17 protein-coding genes and 2 tRNA genes are annotated in these 15,253 nt (G+C 41.5%); 6 read left to right on the top strand and 13 right to left on the bottom strand.

Translation table 11 applies throughout. The features are described 5' to 3' along the window. Positions 1–2 precede the first annotated feature (2 nt). The 3 genes from LLF28_07370 to rpmA all read left to right on the top strand — a co-directional run bounded on the left by LLF28_07370 (position 3) and on the right by rpmA (position 2,614). Entirely contained in the window at positions 3–1,922 is a 1,920-nt protein-coding gene (locus LLF28_07370) for a polysaccharide biosynthesis protein (protein MCE5195246.1), read from the top strand. Positions 1,923–2,025: 103 nt separating this feature from the next. Next, positions 2,026–2,343, top strand: a complete 318-nt coding sequence (gene rplU / locus LLF28_07365; GenBank protein ID MCE5195245.1) for a 50S ribosomal protein L21 — start codon at positions 2,026–2,028, stop codon at positions 2,341–2,343. 1 nt (position 2,344) lies between these two features. Continuing rightward, a complete protein-coding gene (rpmA, locus tag LLF28_07360) occupies positions 2,345–2,614 on the top strand; it encodes a 50S ribosomal protein L27 (GenBank protein MCE5195244.1) in 270 nt (89 codons plus the stop codon). A gap of 62 nt (positions 2,615–2,676) precedes the next feature. Here rpmA and LLF28_07355 read toward each other — a convergent pair whose 3' ends face one another. The 6 genes from LLF28_07355 to LLF28_07330 all read right to left on the bottom strand — a co-directional run bounded on the left by LLF28_07355 (position 2,677) and on the right by LLF28_07330 (position 8,152). Beyond that, the gene (locus LLF28_07355; protein MCE5195243.1) at positions 2,677–4,491 is read right to left on the bottom strand and encodes a hypothetical protein; all 1,815 of its coding nucleotides are present in this window, start codon (positions 4,489–4,491) and stop codon (positions 2,677–2,679) included. Between the two features lie 148 nt (positions 4,492–4,639). Continuing rightward, the gene (locus tag LLF28_07350) at positions 4,640–5,299 is read right to left on the bottom strand and encodes a hypothetical protein (protein MCE5195242.1); all 660 of its coding nucleotides are present in this window, start codon (positions 5,297–5,299) and stop codon (positions 4,640–4,642) included. A gap of 274 nt (positions 5,300–5,573) precedes the next feature. Further along, positions 5,574–6,521, bottom strand: a complete 948-nt coding sequence (locus LLF28_07345) for a hypothetical protein (protein ID MCE5195241.1) — start codon at positions 6,519–6,521, stop codon at positions 5,574–5,576. Further along, entirely contained in the window at positions 6,518–7,087 is a 570-nt protein-coding gene (locus LLF28_07340; protein ID MCE5195240.1) for a type II secretion system GspH family protein, read from the bottom strand. Before LLF28_07340 ends, LLF28_07345 begins: the two co-directional genes overlap by 4 nt. Positions 7,088–7,113: 26 nt before the next feature. Next, the gene (locus LLF28_07335; protein ID MCE5195239.1) at positions 7,114–7,641 is read right to left on the bottom strand and encodes a hypothetical protein; all 528 of its coding nucleotides are present in this window, start codon (positions 7,639–7,641) and stop codon (positions 7,114–7,116) included. Then, complete coding sequence (locus LLF28_07330; protein ID MCE5195238.1) at positions 7,631–8,152, bottom strand: prepilin-type N-terminal cleavage/methylation domain-containing protein; 522 nt, start codon at positions 8,150–8,152, stop codon at positions 7,631–7,633. Before LLF28_07330 ends, LLF28_07335 begins: the two co-directional genes overlap by 11 nt. A 68-nt stretch (positions 8,153–8,220) precedes the next feature. Between LLF28_07330 and LLF28_07325 the strand changes: the two genes are divergently transcribed. The 3 genes from LLF28_07325 (at position 8,221) to LLF28_07315 (ending at position 8,688) form a co-directional block, all read left to right on the top strand. After that, positions 8,221–8,296, top strand: a tRNA-Val gene (locus LLF28_07325). Between the two features lie 23 nt (positions 8,297–8,319). Further along, positions 8,320–8,396 (top strand) — tRNA-Asp (locus tag LLF28_07320). A 25-nt stretch (positions 8,397–8,421) separates the two neighbouring features. Beyond that, on the top strand, positions 8,422–8,688 hold the full coding sequence (locus tag LLF28_07315; protein MCE5195237.1) for a GIY-YIG nuclease family protein: 267 nt from the start codon (positions 8,422–8,424) through the stop codon (positions 8,686–8,688). Positions 8,689–8,741: 53 nt separating this feature from the next. Here LLF28_07315 and LLF28_07310 read toward each other — a convergent pair whose 3' ends face one another. From LLF28_07310 to LLF28_07280, 7 genes are all read right to left on the bottom strand, one after another. Beyond that, positions 8,742–9,494, bottom strand: a complete 753-nt coding sequence (locus LLF28_07310; GenBank protein ID MCE5195236.1) for an amino acid ABC transporter ATP-binding protein — start codon at positions 9,492–9,494, stop codon at positions 8,742–8,744. Continuing rightward, entirely contained in the window at positions 9,491–10,987 is a 1,497-nt protein-coding gene (locus LLF28_07305) for an ABC transporter substrate-binding protein/permease (GenBank protein MCE5195235.1), read from the bottom strand. Before LLF28_07305 ends, LLF28_07310 begins: the two co-directional genes overlap by 4 nt. A gap of 79 nt (positions 10,988–11,066) precedes the next feature. Further along, positions 11,067–11,705, bottom strand: a complete 639-nt coding sequence (locus LLF28_07300; GenBank protein MCE5195234.1) for a hypothetical protein — start codon at positions 11,703–11,705, stop codon at positions 11,067–11,069. A gap of 5 nt (positions 11,706–11,710) precedes the next feature. Then, complete coding sequence (amrB, locus tag LLF28_07295) at positions 11,711–12,514, bottom strand: AmmeMemoRadiSam system protein B (GenBank protein ID MCE5195233.1); 804 nt, start codon at positions 12,512–12,514, stop codon at positions 11,711–11,713. A 2-nt stretch (positions 12,515–12,516) separates the two neighbouring features. Further along, positions 12,517–13,887 (bottom strand): replicative DNA helicase, encoded by a 1,371-nt coding sequence (dnaB, locus tag LLF28_07290; protein ID MCE5195232.1) that lies wholly within the window; start codon positions 13,885–13,887, stop codon positions 12,517–12,519. A 6-nt stretch (positions 13,888–13,893) separates the two neighbouring features. After that, positions 13,894–14,343 (bottom strand): 50S ribosomal protein L9, encoded by a 450-nt coding sequence (rplI, locus tag LLF28_07285; protein ID MCE5195231.1) that lies wholly within the window; start codon positions 14,341–14,343, stop codon positions 13,894–13,896. A 111-nt stretch (positions 14,344–14,454) separates the two neighbouring features. Then, positions 14,455–15,228 (bottom strand): site-2 protease family protein, encoded by a 774-nt coding sequence (locus LLF28_07280; protein MCE5195230.1) that lies wholly within the window; start codon positions 15,226–15,228, stop codon positions 14,455–14,457. Positions 15,229–15,253: the final 25 nt, after the last annotated feature.

Here is a 15,253-nt window from a genome sequence, read left to right as displayed (position 1 = left end):
TTATGACTGAAAAATCTGATAGTCTCTTGCAGCCAAGCCCTGTGAAAAGAAAGGCCTTTTTTTTATTATCCGATTTTTTTATTATCACTTTGTCTTTGTATGCTGCATTTCTCATTCGCTTTGAGTTTGATGTCACGTCAATTTACAAAGAAATTTTTTTTAAAGCTCTTCCTTTATTTATAACAGTCAAGCTGGCTTTATTCAGCTTGTTCGGCCTTTATAGAATAACATGGAGATATGTAGACATATACGAGCTCGGCAATATCTATATTTCCACTGTTATGTCAGAGTGTATTTTAATGGTGCTGATCCTTATTCCCTTTGAACCTCAACTTACTTTCTTAAACTTCACATATATCGCTGGTTTCCCAAGAAGTATTTTTTTGATTGATATGATGGTAAGCTCTCTGTTCCTTTCAGGATTAAGGATCTCCAAGCGTCTGTATCTGGAAAAGATAGCTAATAAAGGAAGCAGACGCAAGGGAATTAAGACCGTAATATTAGGCAGCGGAAGAACAGGCGAAATGATTATAAGAGACATAGAGCAGAGAGGCTACTCAGACTTTTATCCAATAGGGCTTCTTGATGACGATAAGCGTAAAGTCGGCGGATATATACACGGCATAAAGGTGCTTGGATCAACTGAGATATTAAAAGAAGTGATCACAAGATATCACGCTGAGGCAGTGATCATTGCTATTCCCTCGCTGAATCACAAGGCATTGAAAAATATTTATCAATCTTCAAAGGAATGCGGGATTAAGAATATAAAGATAGTGCCTCGGATTTACGATTTCCAACGTCCGGATATAAACCTGAAGAACCTTGAAGATATAAGCATAGAAGACCTTATTGGCCGTCAGACAGTTGCAGTTGATCATGCTGGTATCAATGCTTTCATCAAAGGGAAGTCAGTGCTGATAACCGGTGCAGGAGGCTCGATCGGCTCTGAGATCGTGCTGCAGGTATGTTCATTCGATCCTGAACGGGTTATTCTTTTTGATATTGATGAGACCGAACTCCATTCCATGAGCTGTAAAATCAAAAGGGCTTTCCCAGAGGTTGAGGACAGATGTAATTTCATTGCAGGAGATATAAGGGATGCAAACAGGCTTGATGAAATCTTTAAAACACTCAGGCCGAATATTGTTTTCCACGCAGCAGCTTATAAACATGTTCCGATGATGGAGTCCAATCCTAAAGAGGCGATAAAGGTAAATGTGTTCGGAACATATTCTTTGGCCGAAACCTCTGCTCGTTTCGGAGTTTCAAAATTTATTCTTATATCTACAGATAAGGCTATAAGACCGACAAGCATTATGGGCGCGTCAAAAAGAATTGCGGAATATATATGTCAGGCATTCAATAAATCATCAGAAAAAACAGAGTATGTTTCGGTCAGATTTGGAAATGTTCTGGGAAGCAGAGGAAGTGTATTGCCGCTTTTTCTTGATCAACTGAAACATGGAGGTCCTCTAACTGTAACTGACCCGGAGATGAAGCGGTATTTTATGACTATTCCCGAAGCAGTTTCACTTGTGCTTCAGGCATCTGCCATAGGGAATGGGGGTGAAGTCCTTGTGCTGGACATGGGCGAGTCTGTAAAGATCGTAACGCTTGCCGAAGAACTGATAAAGCTTCACGGGTTAAAACCTTACATTGACATTGATATTACCTTCACCGGTCTGAGACCAGGGGAAAAATTGTTCGAGGAGATTCTCACGGCTGAAGAAGGCACAATGACGACAAAACATAACAAAATATTCATAGCCAAGAACAGCGAAATGTTAACCCTTGATGAGATTAAAGCAATCCTTAAGGAATTGGAGCGTATTAACATAGAAGCATCGATGAGCGACAGCGTGATGGTCAGAGAGACCCTTAAAAAATATGTAAAGCACTATTCTTCTGACGGGCAATAGAGTTAAGCGCTGGGTTGCATGGGATATTTTTAAAAAATACATACACTTCTTGACTTTTTTCTGCTGAATATTGTTTAATACTAAGCTCGGAGGTAGGAAAATTATGTATGCGATAATAGAAACAGGCGGAAAACAATTCATGGTATCTGAAGGCGACAAGATAGTTGTTGAGAAATTGTCCGCTGATAAAGGTTCAGAAGTAAAAATAAAGACAGTCCTGGCATTCTTTGACGAAAAAAAACATAAAGTCGGGGACCCTTACATAAAAGGAGCTTCTGTTAAGGCAGAGGTTTTGGATTCGGGCAAAGGCGAGAAGGTCATAATCCACAAGCAGAGAGCAAGAAGAGTTTACAGAAAGACAAACGGCCATAGACAGCCTTACACTACTTTAAAAGTTAAAGAGATTTCAGCAGGAGGATAACATGGCTCATAAAAAAGGCGTAGGAAGTTCAAGAAACGGAAGAGACAGCGAGTCGCAGCGACTTGGCGTTAAAATATTCGGCGGTCAGACAGTTAAGGCAGGCAACATAATTGTCAGACAAAGAGGTACCAAGTTCCATCCTGGACAGAATGTCGGCAGGGGAACTGACGATACGCTTTTTGCAAAGATAGACGGCAAGGTTACATTCGAGAGAAAGAATCGCACAACCCTGAAGATCAGCGTTTATCCTCTGGCAGAAGCTGCTGTTTAAGCTGATTAAAAAATAGACTTATACTCTAGCGTAACATCCTAAGTTATCAAAAATTTATCTGCTTAATAATTTTCCTTCCATTTGATTACAGGTACATATCTTTCTATAGCAGTAGAGACTCTTTCCATAACAGGAGCTCCAATAGTTGGTCCTCCCCATAAAGTGAATTTTGCACTCCAGATTGTACCGCCTGATGTCAAATGGCTTTCCCAAATATCTCGAGTCCCAGATGTTGAACTTTCATACATGTTGGAAAACACAACGCCAAATCTGGGATGTGCCGCTAATTGGACAAAGCTTGTATCATCACCTGTGGTTGTAATGCCGCCCCATGCAGCTCCGGTCCATTGTCTTCGGCTGAGCAAAGAGCCGTTTCCCCACAAAAGCCAAATTCTGCCTGCATTCACCACCGCGGTTTCATACACGAGATCAAAATTTCTGCTTGAATCTTCAAGGCTATTATCATGTTGAGTGCCATTGGCATCCCAGGCTGTACTGTTCCATAGCGAGGTTATCAAATCGCTACCGCTGTCCTGTATCCCGAGCATAATATTGTTTGAATAAGGATCAGATGCAAACCTCAACCACCTAACAGTGTGATTACCAATGTTTGCTATCCTCTGATTCGTAGCAGCGCTTAAACTTGTACCATTCCAAATTCTATAGCCAATATATCTATTCTGAGTGAAAAGGGGGCTCGTACGCGTGCCCCAGACAAACATTGCCCTTCCTGACAGCTGCTCGTATCCAACATGTATTGCTTTGGTAGTGGACGAGGTGGCCTCTGTATCCCAGACCCCCGCAGCACCCATATTGTCCCAGCCTGCTCCAGTCCATCTCATACCATAAACATCTGCATTACTATCAAGCACGATCATGGCAATTTCGTTGCTGCTGGCCAGTGGATTTCTAGCAAGCTCAATCCAATTCGGGCTGCCGGTTGTAGGAATATTTATATTGCCGGCTATTGACCAGTTGGCTCCATCCCATATTCTGTAGTCAGGATCAGCAGTACCATCGTTATAAACCACGATCGCTCGGTCTCTGTTGGTTTCGTATTCAATGTCAAATCCTCGATAATTAGCATCCGTGGTGCCGACGTTCACCAGAAGTGTTGTCGCGCTCCATGTAGAACCATTCCATACCTGTACCCGTATGTCGCCGTTTGAGCTTAGCGTTCCGAGGATAGCCTCATTTCTGGTACTGGCGAACTTGAGAATTATATATTGAATATTCGCGGGAACAGGTGTGGCTGTGCGTTCAGGCCCCCACTCAGCTCCATCCCAGAGTCTAAAATATGGTGTTCCATCCCCATTAAGTTTTGCATAAACAACCATTGCTCCGGGATTTTGCAACGATTTTTCTACGACGCGCTGTATGGAAGTTAGCGCGCTTGTGATTGTCCCTGTAGAGCGAATTAAACATTCATCCTGAGATACTCTTGTGCTGCCTGTATGGCCAACAGCGCCAGTGCCTCGTATCGCACCGGTAAAACATGGTGCGCTGAAGGGTGCGCAATTTGCTGCAACAGAAGATGTTGCGGAATAGATAATGCTCTCGGCATCAATCCTTATTCTTCCATGGGCTGCAAAGCCGGCTGTTGATACAACCGGAATTACAGTATCTGTATTTGCGATGCCTGAAGACAAAGTTGTTGCTGTAGTGTAATTTGTTCCGGTTATGGCAAAGCTTCCTGCTCCTAAGGAACCTGATGAAAGCGCGTTGCATGCTGCTCCTTTTTTGAATTGCAATATTGCGCTTTCCAATCCTCCCTCTGCAATAAAAAACGCCTGTGTTCCCTGTTCTTCCTGCAGGCCGATATTGCTTCCTGTTGTAACGAGTGAGACTGCTGCTGCAATAAAGAGTGAAAAAATCATGAGTGCCAAAACTGCTGCGATTAGAGAAAAACCTGACTGATTATAAAATTTAAAATAAAAATTCATACGATAAAGATTTTCATGTTTTTGTTTTCAATTCTCTCTATCAAAATAACCTAGCATTGGATTATACTGAAATTAAAATATCCTACTGAAAAATCTCCCGCCATTGGATTATTTTAATGGAACCGCCGGGGGTGCAGATACTCAGATTATCTATTTCGTGAGTGTTGGTGCTGCCGCCGGTTGAACCTGTGAATGAGAGCCACCAGCTTACCGGCACAGTTGCCTGTCCAGCTTGGGCTTTTGCATCATAGGGTGCGATGAGCATGACATAGGCAGTGCCTCCGCCTGTAGTATCCCGCTCAACAGACACCCATGCGTTTATGCCATTGCGGTGGTCTATAATGATACGATAACGATGAGGCGGGGTTGCCCCGCTGTTGTTATCAACCTCAGGCGTTAGGGTGGCGGTGCCAACATGGTAGCGATAATTGTTCACTCCTGACAAGAAGCCTGATCCAGATCCACGTATAGAGACAGAATCAACCCGAGCTCCAGGACCGCCGACACGACCTTCACTCGGATTGGAAAAGTTCCCATACTCATCAACCCCAATCCCGAGCCAGCCTCCGGCGAATCCTGGTATATCTGCTGGTGCGCCGCCGGCTATATTTTTCTGAGCGTAACCCAAAGACCCGCCGTAAGCGCCCGGAACAGGAACGACTGAGCTGTCTGAGAGCACGACTGCAATTCCGTCAGCGCCGGTTCCGCCGTCAGCAAAATGGTCAAATTCTATAATGATCATGTTCCCAGCACCTGGGAAAACGAGATTCAAAGTAGCCATCGTAGCGACATTTCCACTTGCGTCTGTCAGGCGTAAACGGTTGCTGACAATGGCTGGATTGCCGAATGAACCGCTGCTGCTGGAAACAATCCAGTTTGTCCCGGGTGAGCCGTTAGCGCGGTTAAAGTCGTCGACAAAGCAAATATCAGCTGCTGCTTCTACAGGTATTAAAAGCAGGAGAAAAATCGGAATTATTAAGCTCCTAAAAAAATGTTTTTTCATAGCATTAAATTTCTCATTGCAATGGCATTATTGCGCTCTGTACGCTCCTTATTACATTTCCAGAAAAAATGTTTGCTACTGTTCCTTTTGATGTTGTAAGAACGCTTATTGTGGACTGATAGATTGTCCGTGTGCCATTATGATCGATCCCATTTGAAGTGCCATTGTCATCATAAGCTAGTCGTATGCATCCATTAGTGCCTAAACATGCTGTGCATCCTGCGCCGCATACTGTTGTATTGCTTCCAATGCCTTTATAAAAAACATCTTCTATATTGTTTCCGGTGGCCTCATTTATCCTGATAAAGCCTGAGGCTGCAAAATTCGCTGTTGAGTTGACGCATATTGTTGTGGCAGCAGTGAGGCATTGATGAGCTGTGCGCAAATTACGGGCTGTGGTTGTTGTTATCGATGTGTTCCAAGAATACATAAGAACAACTGTATTTGCAAGATGAGCTATTGCAGCACTGCTGTCTCTTCCCCTTGTGCCTCCTGTGAATGTTGTTGCTGTCGATTTTGTTGTAAAACTTATTTTTTCACAATTTGATGAACCAGCATTAATATCTGGAGTCGGGTTTGTTGTTGTATCGCATAACATTATCCAATAACGGGTTGGATCACCGGGGTTGAAGATAAAACCGTCTGTGGAGGAGACATTTATCGGGCCTGTAGTAGAGTTATTTATAGCTGCTGTAAGCGTTGGCACAGACACGGTGAAAGAGCCTATCCCAAGATTGACAGCAGGACTTACACCGTAATTCGGAAAGTTGTTTCTCTTGACTGCGTATTGAAGCCCTCCGTCAGCAATGTAAAACGCCTGTGTTCCCTGTTCTTCCTGCAAGCCGATATTGCTTTCTGTTGTAATCAGCGAAACGGCAACAACTGCAAAAAGAACGAATATCATTAGTGCAATGATTGTTGCAATAAGTGACAAGCCGGAATTAGAATTACAATATTTCATGGCAGATTTCTTAAATATATCATTGAAGTAATAGAAACTGTTTGATTATTAATTAACACAGATATTCCGGGAGTTCCTGCCCATCCTATCTGAACTCGTCGTATTTGTCGCGGATTTGCAGGCGATGAATTCGATGTTCCATTAGCAAGTATATATTGAAAATTTAAGGCAGTCACATTGTTGGCAAGTACGTTTTCACCAGCAGGGAAACAGCTGCCTTGCCCTCTCATTATATTTGTGCCTAAGAGTCGGAAACTTACTATAGTGTTTTCAGTATTCGTAAAACAGAATGAGTTAGCTGTTGCTGTTGTTATTGTAGCATCAATAAATCCGTCGCCGTCAGAATCTCTTCCCAAACTATTGGTATTCCTTATCTCTCTTGTCATCCTTTCCATTGCTATTCTTGCCTGATCAAGTGCTTCTTTGCGGTTGTCAGTTATAAAAAATGCCTTGATGCCGGTTGAAAGGGAACTTGCTACAACATAAGCGACAATGCCTATGAGAACCATTGTGATTATAAGTTCAATAAGTGAAAAACCTTTCTTGTTAGATGCAAGTTTTTTCAAATTGTTTTGAATTTTTAGTTTTCATATCAATAATTCGTAACCACCGTTACTAGAGCAACAGAACCGATTATTGAGTTTGTAACGGTTACTGTGATTCGCTTATAGTCAGATAATCCTACATCTGTATTTAAGGCCACAGGATCAGCATAAGCGACAGTTACCGTAGTTGTAAAACTTACCCCGCCCCATGTGCATGTTTCTATGTATCCGTTATAGTCATCGACATCATTAAATGGTGCTGCAGAAGTGCCTGTACATTGAGTTCTGCTTTCAACTCCATCAAAGCCTAAGGCTGTGTATGGGTTTGGAGGAATTGGCATGACATTAGCCCACTGTTTTGATTTTATTTCTTCCATTAAGTCTTGCGCAATATTTGCTGCGCTGACCTGAACCTCTGCGTTCACTCCTTGTTTTGCTCCTTGTCCGAGCAAGATTAAAAGCGCTGGTATTGCGATTGAGACGATTATTATTATCAGTATTATCTCGATTAAGGTAAAACCGCTTTTGTTTTTATGATAATTTTGAACTTTTCTTTTTGAATTTCTAATTTTCATAAACCCGTCCAGTGTTTGCTTCTATATTTATTGTTTTGTTCCCGCTGTAATTGACAATTACTGTCTGGCTTGCAAGTGGATTACCTGTTGCATCTACTGGCTTGCCGAGAGAGTCGAACGCTATGGTGGGGACAGAAGGGGTAAGTGTCACACTGCTATAATTACTGCATTGGCTGCTATTAAAATTAACTACAAAACTTCCTGCACCATCGTTTGAACAAGGATCGCCAGAGCTTTTTGCAATAGTGGAAGTCACAATATTTGAATATACGGTGTATCCATTACCATTAAACGTAATTCCAGCTCTTGTCTGGTTTGAGATTGCAAGTTTTTGAGTATATCTGATGTCAGAAAAAACTTTTCTTACAGCGCTGTTTAGTTTGATTGCATCAAAAGGATTTCTGAGAAATACAACAGCAGAGAGAATGGCGATGAGAACTATCACCATCACGCTTTCTATCAGCGTGAAACCCGCTTCGCGGCTTTGTTTTGAACCGCTGTTAAAGGTCATGATAAATTGTAACATAACTGGAGATTTGACAAAAGGAGTGCTGATATAGTTTAATATTATCCTCTTTTGGGCGGATAGCTCAGCTGGGAGAGCGCAGCCCTTACAAGGCTGATGTCACAGGTTCGATCCCTGTTCCGCCTACCATTTTTCAACGGTAGTAAAAAGCTGGGGTGGTAGTTCAGCTGGTCAGAACGCCGGCCTGTCACGTCGGAGGTCGCGGGTTCGAGCCCCGTCCACCCCGCCATACCTTTTCTTTTGGGAAAATTTCGATGAGTTATTTTGTTTATATTATTCAGAGTCTGAAAGATAATTCCTTATATGTTGGGCAGACAAATAGTCTTCAAGAACGGATTAATAGACACAATCAAGGTCATTCCAGATATACAAAACCTAAGCGTCCATGGAAATTGCTGTATTCTGAAGAATTTGAATCCCGCTCTCAGGCTGTTAAAAGAGAAATTGCTCTCAAATCTTTACACAGGAAAGATATGCTTTTGAATTTGATTGGTTCAGCTGGTCAGAACGCCTTCAGGTAAAATAGTGGTAGGTCGTCCCGATTTGATCGGGATCCACCCCGCCATTTCTCTCACTAAGTTAAAATCCTGCTCAGGAATGTACGAGTTCTTTCTGTTTTTGGATTCGTGAATATTTTTTCAGGTCTGCCTGTCTCTATAATATCGCCTTTATCAAACACAACAACTCTGTCAGAAATCTCTCTTGCAAAACCCATCTCGTGAGTTGCTATCAATGTTGTCATGCCTTCATTAACAAGATCTTTAATTACAGATAAAACTTCTCCTGTCATCTCAGGGTCAAGCGATGATGTTGGCTCGTCAAAGAGCATTGCCTCTGGTTTCATTGCGAGCGCCCTTGCAATCGCAGCGCGCTGCTGTTCGCCTCCTGAAAGCTCATCAGGATAACTGTCTGCTTTTTTTTCGATGGTTATTCTTTTTAATAATGCCATTGCATTTTCTTCTGTCTCTTTTTTATCCAATCCGAGAACTCTGACAGGCGCCTCGATTATATTCTCAAGAACAGTCATGTGCGGAAAAAGATTGAACTGCTGAAAGACCATTCCCACTTTTAATCTTATTTTTCTGATAGTCTCAAGGTCTTTGCTGCTTGGTCTCAGACGGTTAATGGAATGCAGTTCAATATCATCGATTATTATCTCGCCTTCCTGAAAATATTCCAGCGCGTTAATGCATCTTAAAAAAGTGCTTTTTCCGCTTCCTGAAGGACCAATGCAGGCAATCACTTCGCCTTTGTCAATCTCGAGATTTATTCCCTTAAATAGATGGTTCTGGTTGTAGTATTTATGGAGATTTTTCACTGTAATCATCTTTTTGACCCCTTGAGTTTTTCTTCCAATTTCCTTGCAAACATAGAAAGAGGATAGCTCATCGCAAAATAGAGCAGGGCTGCAATTAATCCAAGCTCAAAAAATCTCAATGTCGTTGCTGCAAGTATGCTGTATGTCTTTGTCAACTCTACCATTGCAATAACAGATACCAAAGATGAGTCCTTGAACAGAGCTATGAAATCATTAGTTACTCCGGGCATTGCTATCCTGAATGCCTGAGGAAGAACTACACGCCTGAGAGCCAATGACCTTGTCATCCCAAGAGACAATGCAGCTTCCATCTGTCCTTTGGGGACAGCGCTTATGCCTGCCCTGTAAAGTTCTGCTTCATATGCTGCATAGTTCATCCCAAGACCTAGAAATGCCGCTAACACAGGACTTAATGATATTCCTATATTCGGAAGCCCGTAATACAGGATATAAAGCTGTATTAACAGCGGTGTTCCTCTGTAAATCTCTATATAAGCTGCTGCTAAAGAGCTGAAAGGATTTCTTGCATAAAGCCTTAGTATTGTCAGGATAAGTCCGAGTGTTATTGCCAGTGCCATTGATGTGACTGATATAATAATTGTTATTCCAGCTCCTTTAAGTAAAGACGGCAGGAATGTGTATATTGGGGATTTTCGGGTTTCCTCGAGATTTTCATATATAGATGATTCTTTGAGATTCAGATATAATTTTTTCTGAGCCTCATTCCACATATCCCATTTTTGATAAATCTTTTTTAGTTCGCCTGTTGTGATGAGTTTCCTGATTATCCTGTCGATCTCAGCTTTAAACTCTGCATCGTTTTTTCTGATTGCAATGCCGTAAAACCCTTCTCCTACAGGGGAGCCGATATATTTTAGCTTTGGATTTGGTTTTGCATAATATGCAGCAATCGGAAGGTCAAGAAGTACTGCATCGATTCTTCCAAATGCAAGGTCTTCGTATGGCTCTACCTGACCTGAATAGATTTTCACATCAGCGCCTTCTATTGCATTAAGCATCTCGTGCGCTGTTGTGCCTGAAAGTGTGCCTGCTTTTTTACCTTTTAGGCTGTTTAAGCCTGTTATTCCTTTTTCATCTTTTCTTACGACAAGCTGTTCTGTGTAAACATAATACGGAATGGAAAACAATATTTTTTCTTTTCTCTGAGGCGTTATCTCGATTCCGTTCATTGCAAGATCAAAATCTCCCCTGCCAAGGGCAGGTATCAGGCTGTCCCATGCATTTTGCGACTGTCTTGCTTTTACGCCGAGCTCTTTTGCGATTGCATCGGCAATATCAACCTCAAAACCAATGAGCTTTGATGGGTCATCTTTGCTTGGGAACACATATGGAGCGCCGCCTTCAGAATCAGAACCCCAGAGTATATATCCTCTTTTTTTGATCTTTTCCAAAGTATTTTGATTTGAATTAACAGGGGTTATCCAGTAAATAATGGCGATAAGACCGATGATCAAAGATGCAATTCTGAGAAAATTTTTCATGGCACATATATTATCAAAAAATTTACGGATTAGGGAATGAAGATTTTAATGCTTGTGTTTTAAGAAAGAGGTGCCTGTTCTAAATCTTGAATGTTTTAAAGATATTTTTCCCTTTTATGAAAATGACAAAACCGATAAGGATAGTTCCGACTGAATCAAAAATATTTATTCCTGTCAGAAGATGGCAGAGGCTTGATATAAACAAAATTCCTGCTAGATACATCGTGATATTCATGAATTCTGCATCGTCGAATATAAAAGCGGAATTTAATTTTTTTGCAATCTTGATCTTGCCGTCTGATAGTACATATATTAATAATGCTGAGAAAACTGCTATTCCTATTCCGCCGAGGCTTTTATCAACAATATGTCCACGGAAAATATTTACGATGCCTATTATCGCAAGAACAACTGCGATTATATAATAAATAACGCCTGCTGTTTTGAGAGCCTGCTTCTCAGAATCTAAAGGTTCGATATAGCTGTCAGTCGACCTCTGAACCATATTCCAGATTACAGCGCTGTATATCATCTCGATGAATGCTTCGACACCGAACCCTATGAGAGTTAAAGAACTTGTGATGAATCCGAATGAGAGGGATAGAAGTCCTCTTGCCAGATTGAAGATTATTGTGCCGATGAAGAGTTTGTTTGCAGACTCAAACTGTTCTTCTTTTCTCTGTGCATAACCCGGTATATATTGCCGTTTATCGTCCATGTGTTTTATTTTACAATCATTCCTGCATATCCCACAACCTGATCATAGTCTCCGCTGACCTCGCCGGATGTGGAGTATTTAATGAGTTTCCCTTCTCTTGCTCCCAGAGCTTTTGCTGCAAATAGCATTATAGCTGCAGGCAGATAACCGCACATTGTAATTTTTTCTTTTATAACTGTCTCATACAACCCTTCAGGATTAATTGTCTTTATCATGTCCAGCGCCTTCTTATCCTTCTGCCTGGCAGTTTCCTCTGACACATAGTGGCTCATGTCTGAACTCGCTAGGATAATTACAGGATAGTTTATTTCTTTGATTGCCTTTGCGATCCCTTCTCCAAGTACGCGGCATTCATTTACAGATGCCGACATTATCGCAATCGGGACTATCTTAACATCTTTTTTAAAATGGACAATAAAAGGCAGCTGCACTTCAAGCGAGTGTTCAAATGTATGCGCCTGAGAGTCGGATGCAATTTCAGGAAGATGGCGCAGTATTTTATTGGAGAGTTTTTCATCAATCTGGAGAACTCCGGTTGGGATCTCCCATTCTCCTGACGGCATCATAGCAGTCTTAGCGCCAAGACCTGTGTGGTTAGGCCCAAGAAGTATGAATGTATCGGGGAATTTTATTGAAGAAAATACCTCGCCTGCAACAGAGCCGGAATATATCAGTCCTGCATGAGGAGAAAGAATACCAAGAGCATCTTCTTTAACCGCATTTTCATCAATATACCGGCTTACCTGCTGGCTCAGGTTTGATGCTGTGCCTTGATAAAACTGTCCTGCTACTGCCGGGGTTCGTCTCATATCTAAAATGATTCTTCTGTATCCAGATACGGCCTGTCAGTATAATCCGTGAATCTTGTAAAATGCGGAAAGAATGTGAGGTTTATTGTGTCTGTCGGTCCATTTCTCTGTTTTGCTACTATGATTTCTGCTTTGCCCTTATCCATTGTTTCTTTGTTGTAGAATTCATCCCTGTAAAGAAAGATTATTACATCAGCATCCTGTTCAATTGCGCCTGATTCTCTTAAATCCGACAGATTCGGTTTTTTTATCTGTCTCTGCTCAACTCCGCGGTTGAGCTGGCTTAAAGCTATTACAGGCACATCAAGTTCTTTTGCAAGGGCTTTTAAAGAGCGTGATATCTCTGATATCTCCTGCTCTCTGCTCCTCTCGGACCAGCCTGTTCCTCTCATTAACTGCAGATAGTCAACTACTATAAGACTAAGCGCTTTATATTCCATCTTCAGACGCCGTGCCTTTGCCCTCATCTCGAGAACGTTTATGTTAGATGAATCATCTATGAATATGGGAGCTTCGGAAAGTTTGCCTGCAGCATTTGTCAGCTGGCTCCACTCATCTTTTTTTATGAATCCTTTTCTCACCCTATTAGAGTCAACCATGGCTTCTGAACACAACATTCTCATTGCAAGCTGTTCCTTGGACATCTCAAGGCTGAATACTGCAACATGATCTTTAAGTTCAACGCCCACATGTCTTGCTATATCAAGACTGAACGCTGTTTTCCCCATAGAGGGTCTTCCGCCGACTATGATCAGGTCCCCCCTCTGGAATCCGGATGTAAGTTCATCAAGGTCTTTAAATCCTGACGCAACTCCTGTTATTGCGGATTTTTTATCGTAGAGGTTTTCGATTGTCTCGAAACTTCCTTTAAGCAGACTTTTAAGGCTCGAAAAGGACGCCTTGATGCGCTTGTCTGATATGTTGAAGATTATTCTTTCCGCCTGGTCAACAAGTTCGTCGGCATCAAAATTGCTTTCATATACCTTTCCTGCAATTTCTGATGCTGATTTAATAAGCGCTCTCAAAAGTGATTTTTCATGTATTATCTTTGCGTGGTATTTTATATTTGCAGCTGTAGGCACCTGGCTTGCAAGCATTGAGAGATATGCTTCTCCGCCGACAAAATCAATATCATTTCTTTTCCTCAGTTCATCAGTTACTGTTATTATGTCAATTGGCTCGCTTTTTTCGTAGAGTTGGATCATCGCATCGAAGATCTTTTTGTGGCTGTCCTTGTAAAAATCTTCACGCGTTATTATCTCGATTGCCTTTGAAAGGGAATCGTTCTCGACCATTATTGCGCCCAGAACAGACTGCTCTGCATCGATATTCTGCGGCGGAACCTTGTCTAATGACGCTTCTGTGTTTCTCATTTCCTGTTAATTGCCCATAGGTATTACTGAAATATTCAGTTGAGCATTTACTTCTGAATGGATTTTAATATTAACAGTGTATGTACCGAGCCTTTTAATTGGTTCTTCAAGAGATATCTTCTTCTTATCTATAATGATCCCCTGATTTTTAAGTTCAGCGGCAATATCCATTGGTGTGATCGAGCCGAACAGTTTGTCCTCTTCGCCAGCCTTTGCTTTTATTGATATGTTGAGCGCAGATATCTTAGCAGCAAATTTTTCTGCCTCGGATTTTTCCTTTTTCGATTTTTCCTCTATAACTTTTTTTTGGTGTTCAATAGACTTTACATTTGATGTAATTGCCTCAACAGCAAGCTTCTGGGGAAGAAGGTAATTTTTGGCATAACCGTCTTTGACATTGACTATATCGCCCATTTTGCCCAGATTTTTAACATTTTCTTTAAGAATAACTTTCATCTGCAGATCTCCTTTTTTATGAACTTCAATTTCTTGATTGCGATGGGGAAACGATTTCTCCAGCTACTATAATTCAACCTATGACAAAAATCAAGGACTACAATTTTCCAGTCATCTAAATGGGACAGGAGTGAAAGTAATGATGAATATTATTATAGAAATCCAGCCGAGAATACGTCTTTTCTTGTCCAGAGAATTTTCCCATAAAAGCACTGGAGGATGTTCCAGCCCCAGGATAATAAGAAGAATTCCCCATATAAGCCATCCCTGCCAGAAGAATACACCAAAAATAATAAGAATGAGGATTAAGATTCTAGATATTGTAAAGTGTTTTTCGCCCAGTATTCCAAATGCAATATGTCCCCCGTCAAGCTGTCCGACAGGAATAAGATTCAGGGCTGTTACAAAAAATCCGATCCAGCCTGCAAATGCAACTGGATGCAGGAATATGTCTTGCGAATCAGAAAGGCTGCCTAGTATGAGCTTTGAAAGAAAGGTGAAGAGCAGTGAGTCCCCAAGTATCAGTCCTTCTCCATGATCGATAATTGGTTTTATTTCGGACATTTGAAGACCGATAATTACTGCAGCAAGAGAGACGATGAATCCTGCGATAGGACCCGAAGAACCTATATCTATCAGAGCCTGCCTTGTTGTTATTGGTGATTGGATTTTTATGAATGCGCCCATTGTGCCGATAAGCGTAGGGGCTGGGATAAAATAGGGCAGGGTAGCTTTTACATTATGTTTTTTTGAAGCAATATAGTGTGAGAGTTCGTGGCAGAGCAAAATAAACATCAGGGACAGAGAGAACGGAAGACCATTTAAGATTTTTAAAGGCTCTCGTATTATATCTTCAGCCTTCTGTATCTGCAGAGCTCCGACCAATAGAGTGGACAGAAAAGTGATTATG

It is taken from the genome of Nitrospiraceae bacterium (assembly GCA_021373015.1).
Taxonomy (GTDB): Bacteria; Nitrospirota; Thermodesulfovibrionia; order Thermodesulfovibrionales; family UBA1546; genus JAJFTJ01.
This window is presented reverse-complemented; position numbering and strand designations above follow the sequence as displayed.

Excerpts from the sequence above, each read along its gene's own strand:
- rpmA (MCE5195244.1), top strand. The coding sequence starts at position 2,345 with ATGGCTCATAAAAAAGGCGTAGGAAGTTCAAGAAACGGAAGAGACAGC.
- LLF28_07335 (MCE5195239.1), bottom strand. The coding sequence starts at position 7,641 with ATGAAAATTAGAAATTCAAAAAGAAAAGTTCAAAATTATCATAAAAAC.
- rplU (MCE5195245.1), top strand. The coding sequence starts at position 2,026 with ATGTATGCGATAATAGAAACAGGCGGAAAACAATTCATGGTATCTGAA.
- LLF28_07345 (MCE5195241.1), bottom strand. The coding sequence starts at position 6,521 with ATGAAATATTGTAATTCTAATTCCGGCTTGTCACTTATTGCAACAATC.
- LLF28_07330 (MCE5195238.1), bottom strand. The coding sequence starts at position 8,152 with ATGACCTTTAACAGCGGTTCAAAACAAAGCCGCGAAGCGGGTTTCACG.
- rplI (MCE5195231.1), bottom strand. The coding sequence starts at position 14,343 with ATGAAAGTTATTCTTAAAGAAAATGTTAAAAATCTGGGCAAAATGGGC.
- amrB (MCE5195233.1), bottom strand. The coding sequence starts at position 12,514 with ATGAGACGAACCCCGGCAGTAGCAGGACAGTTTTATCAAGGCACAGCA.
- LLF28_07305 (MCE5195235.1), bottom strand. The coding sequence starts at position 10,987 with ATGAAAAATTTTCTCAGAATTGCATCTTTGATCATCGGTCTTATCGCC.
- LLF28_07300 (MCE5195234.1), bottom strand. The coding sequence starts at position 11,705 with ATGGACGATAAACGGCAATATATACCGGGTTATGCACAGAGAAAAGAA.
- LLF28_07350 (MCE5195242.1), bottom strand. The coding sequence starts at position 5,299 with ATGATCATTATAGAATTTGACCATTTTGCTGACGGCGGAACCGGCGCT.
- LLF28_07310 (MCE5195236.1), bottom strand. The coding sequence starts at position 9,494 with ATGATTACAGTGAAAAATCTCCATAAATACTACAACCAGAACCATCTA.
- LLF28_07315 (MCE5195237.1), top strand. The coding sequence starts at position 8,422 with ATGAGTTATTTTGTTTATATTATTCAGAGTCTGAAAGATAATTCCTTA.
- LLF28_07355 (MCE5195243.1), bottom strand. The coding sequence starts at position 4,491 with ATGATTTTTTCACTCTTTATTGCAGCAGCAGTCTCACTCGTTACAACA.
- dnaB (MCE5195232.1), bottom strand. The coding sequence starts at position 13,887 with ATGAGAAACACAGAAGCGTCATTAGACAAGGTTCCGCCGCAGAATATC.
- LLF28_07370 (MCE5195246.1), top strand. The coding sequence starts at position 3 with ATGACTGAAAAATCTGATAGTCTCTTGCAGCCAAGCCCTGTGAAAAGA.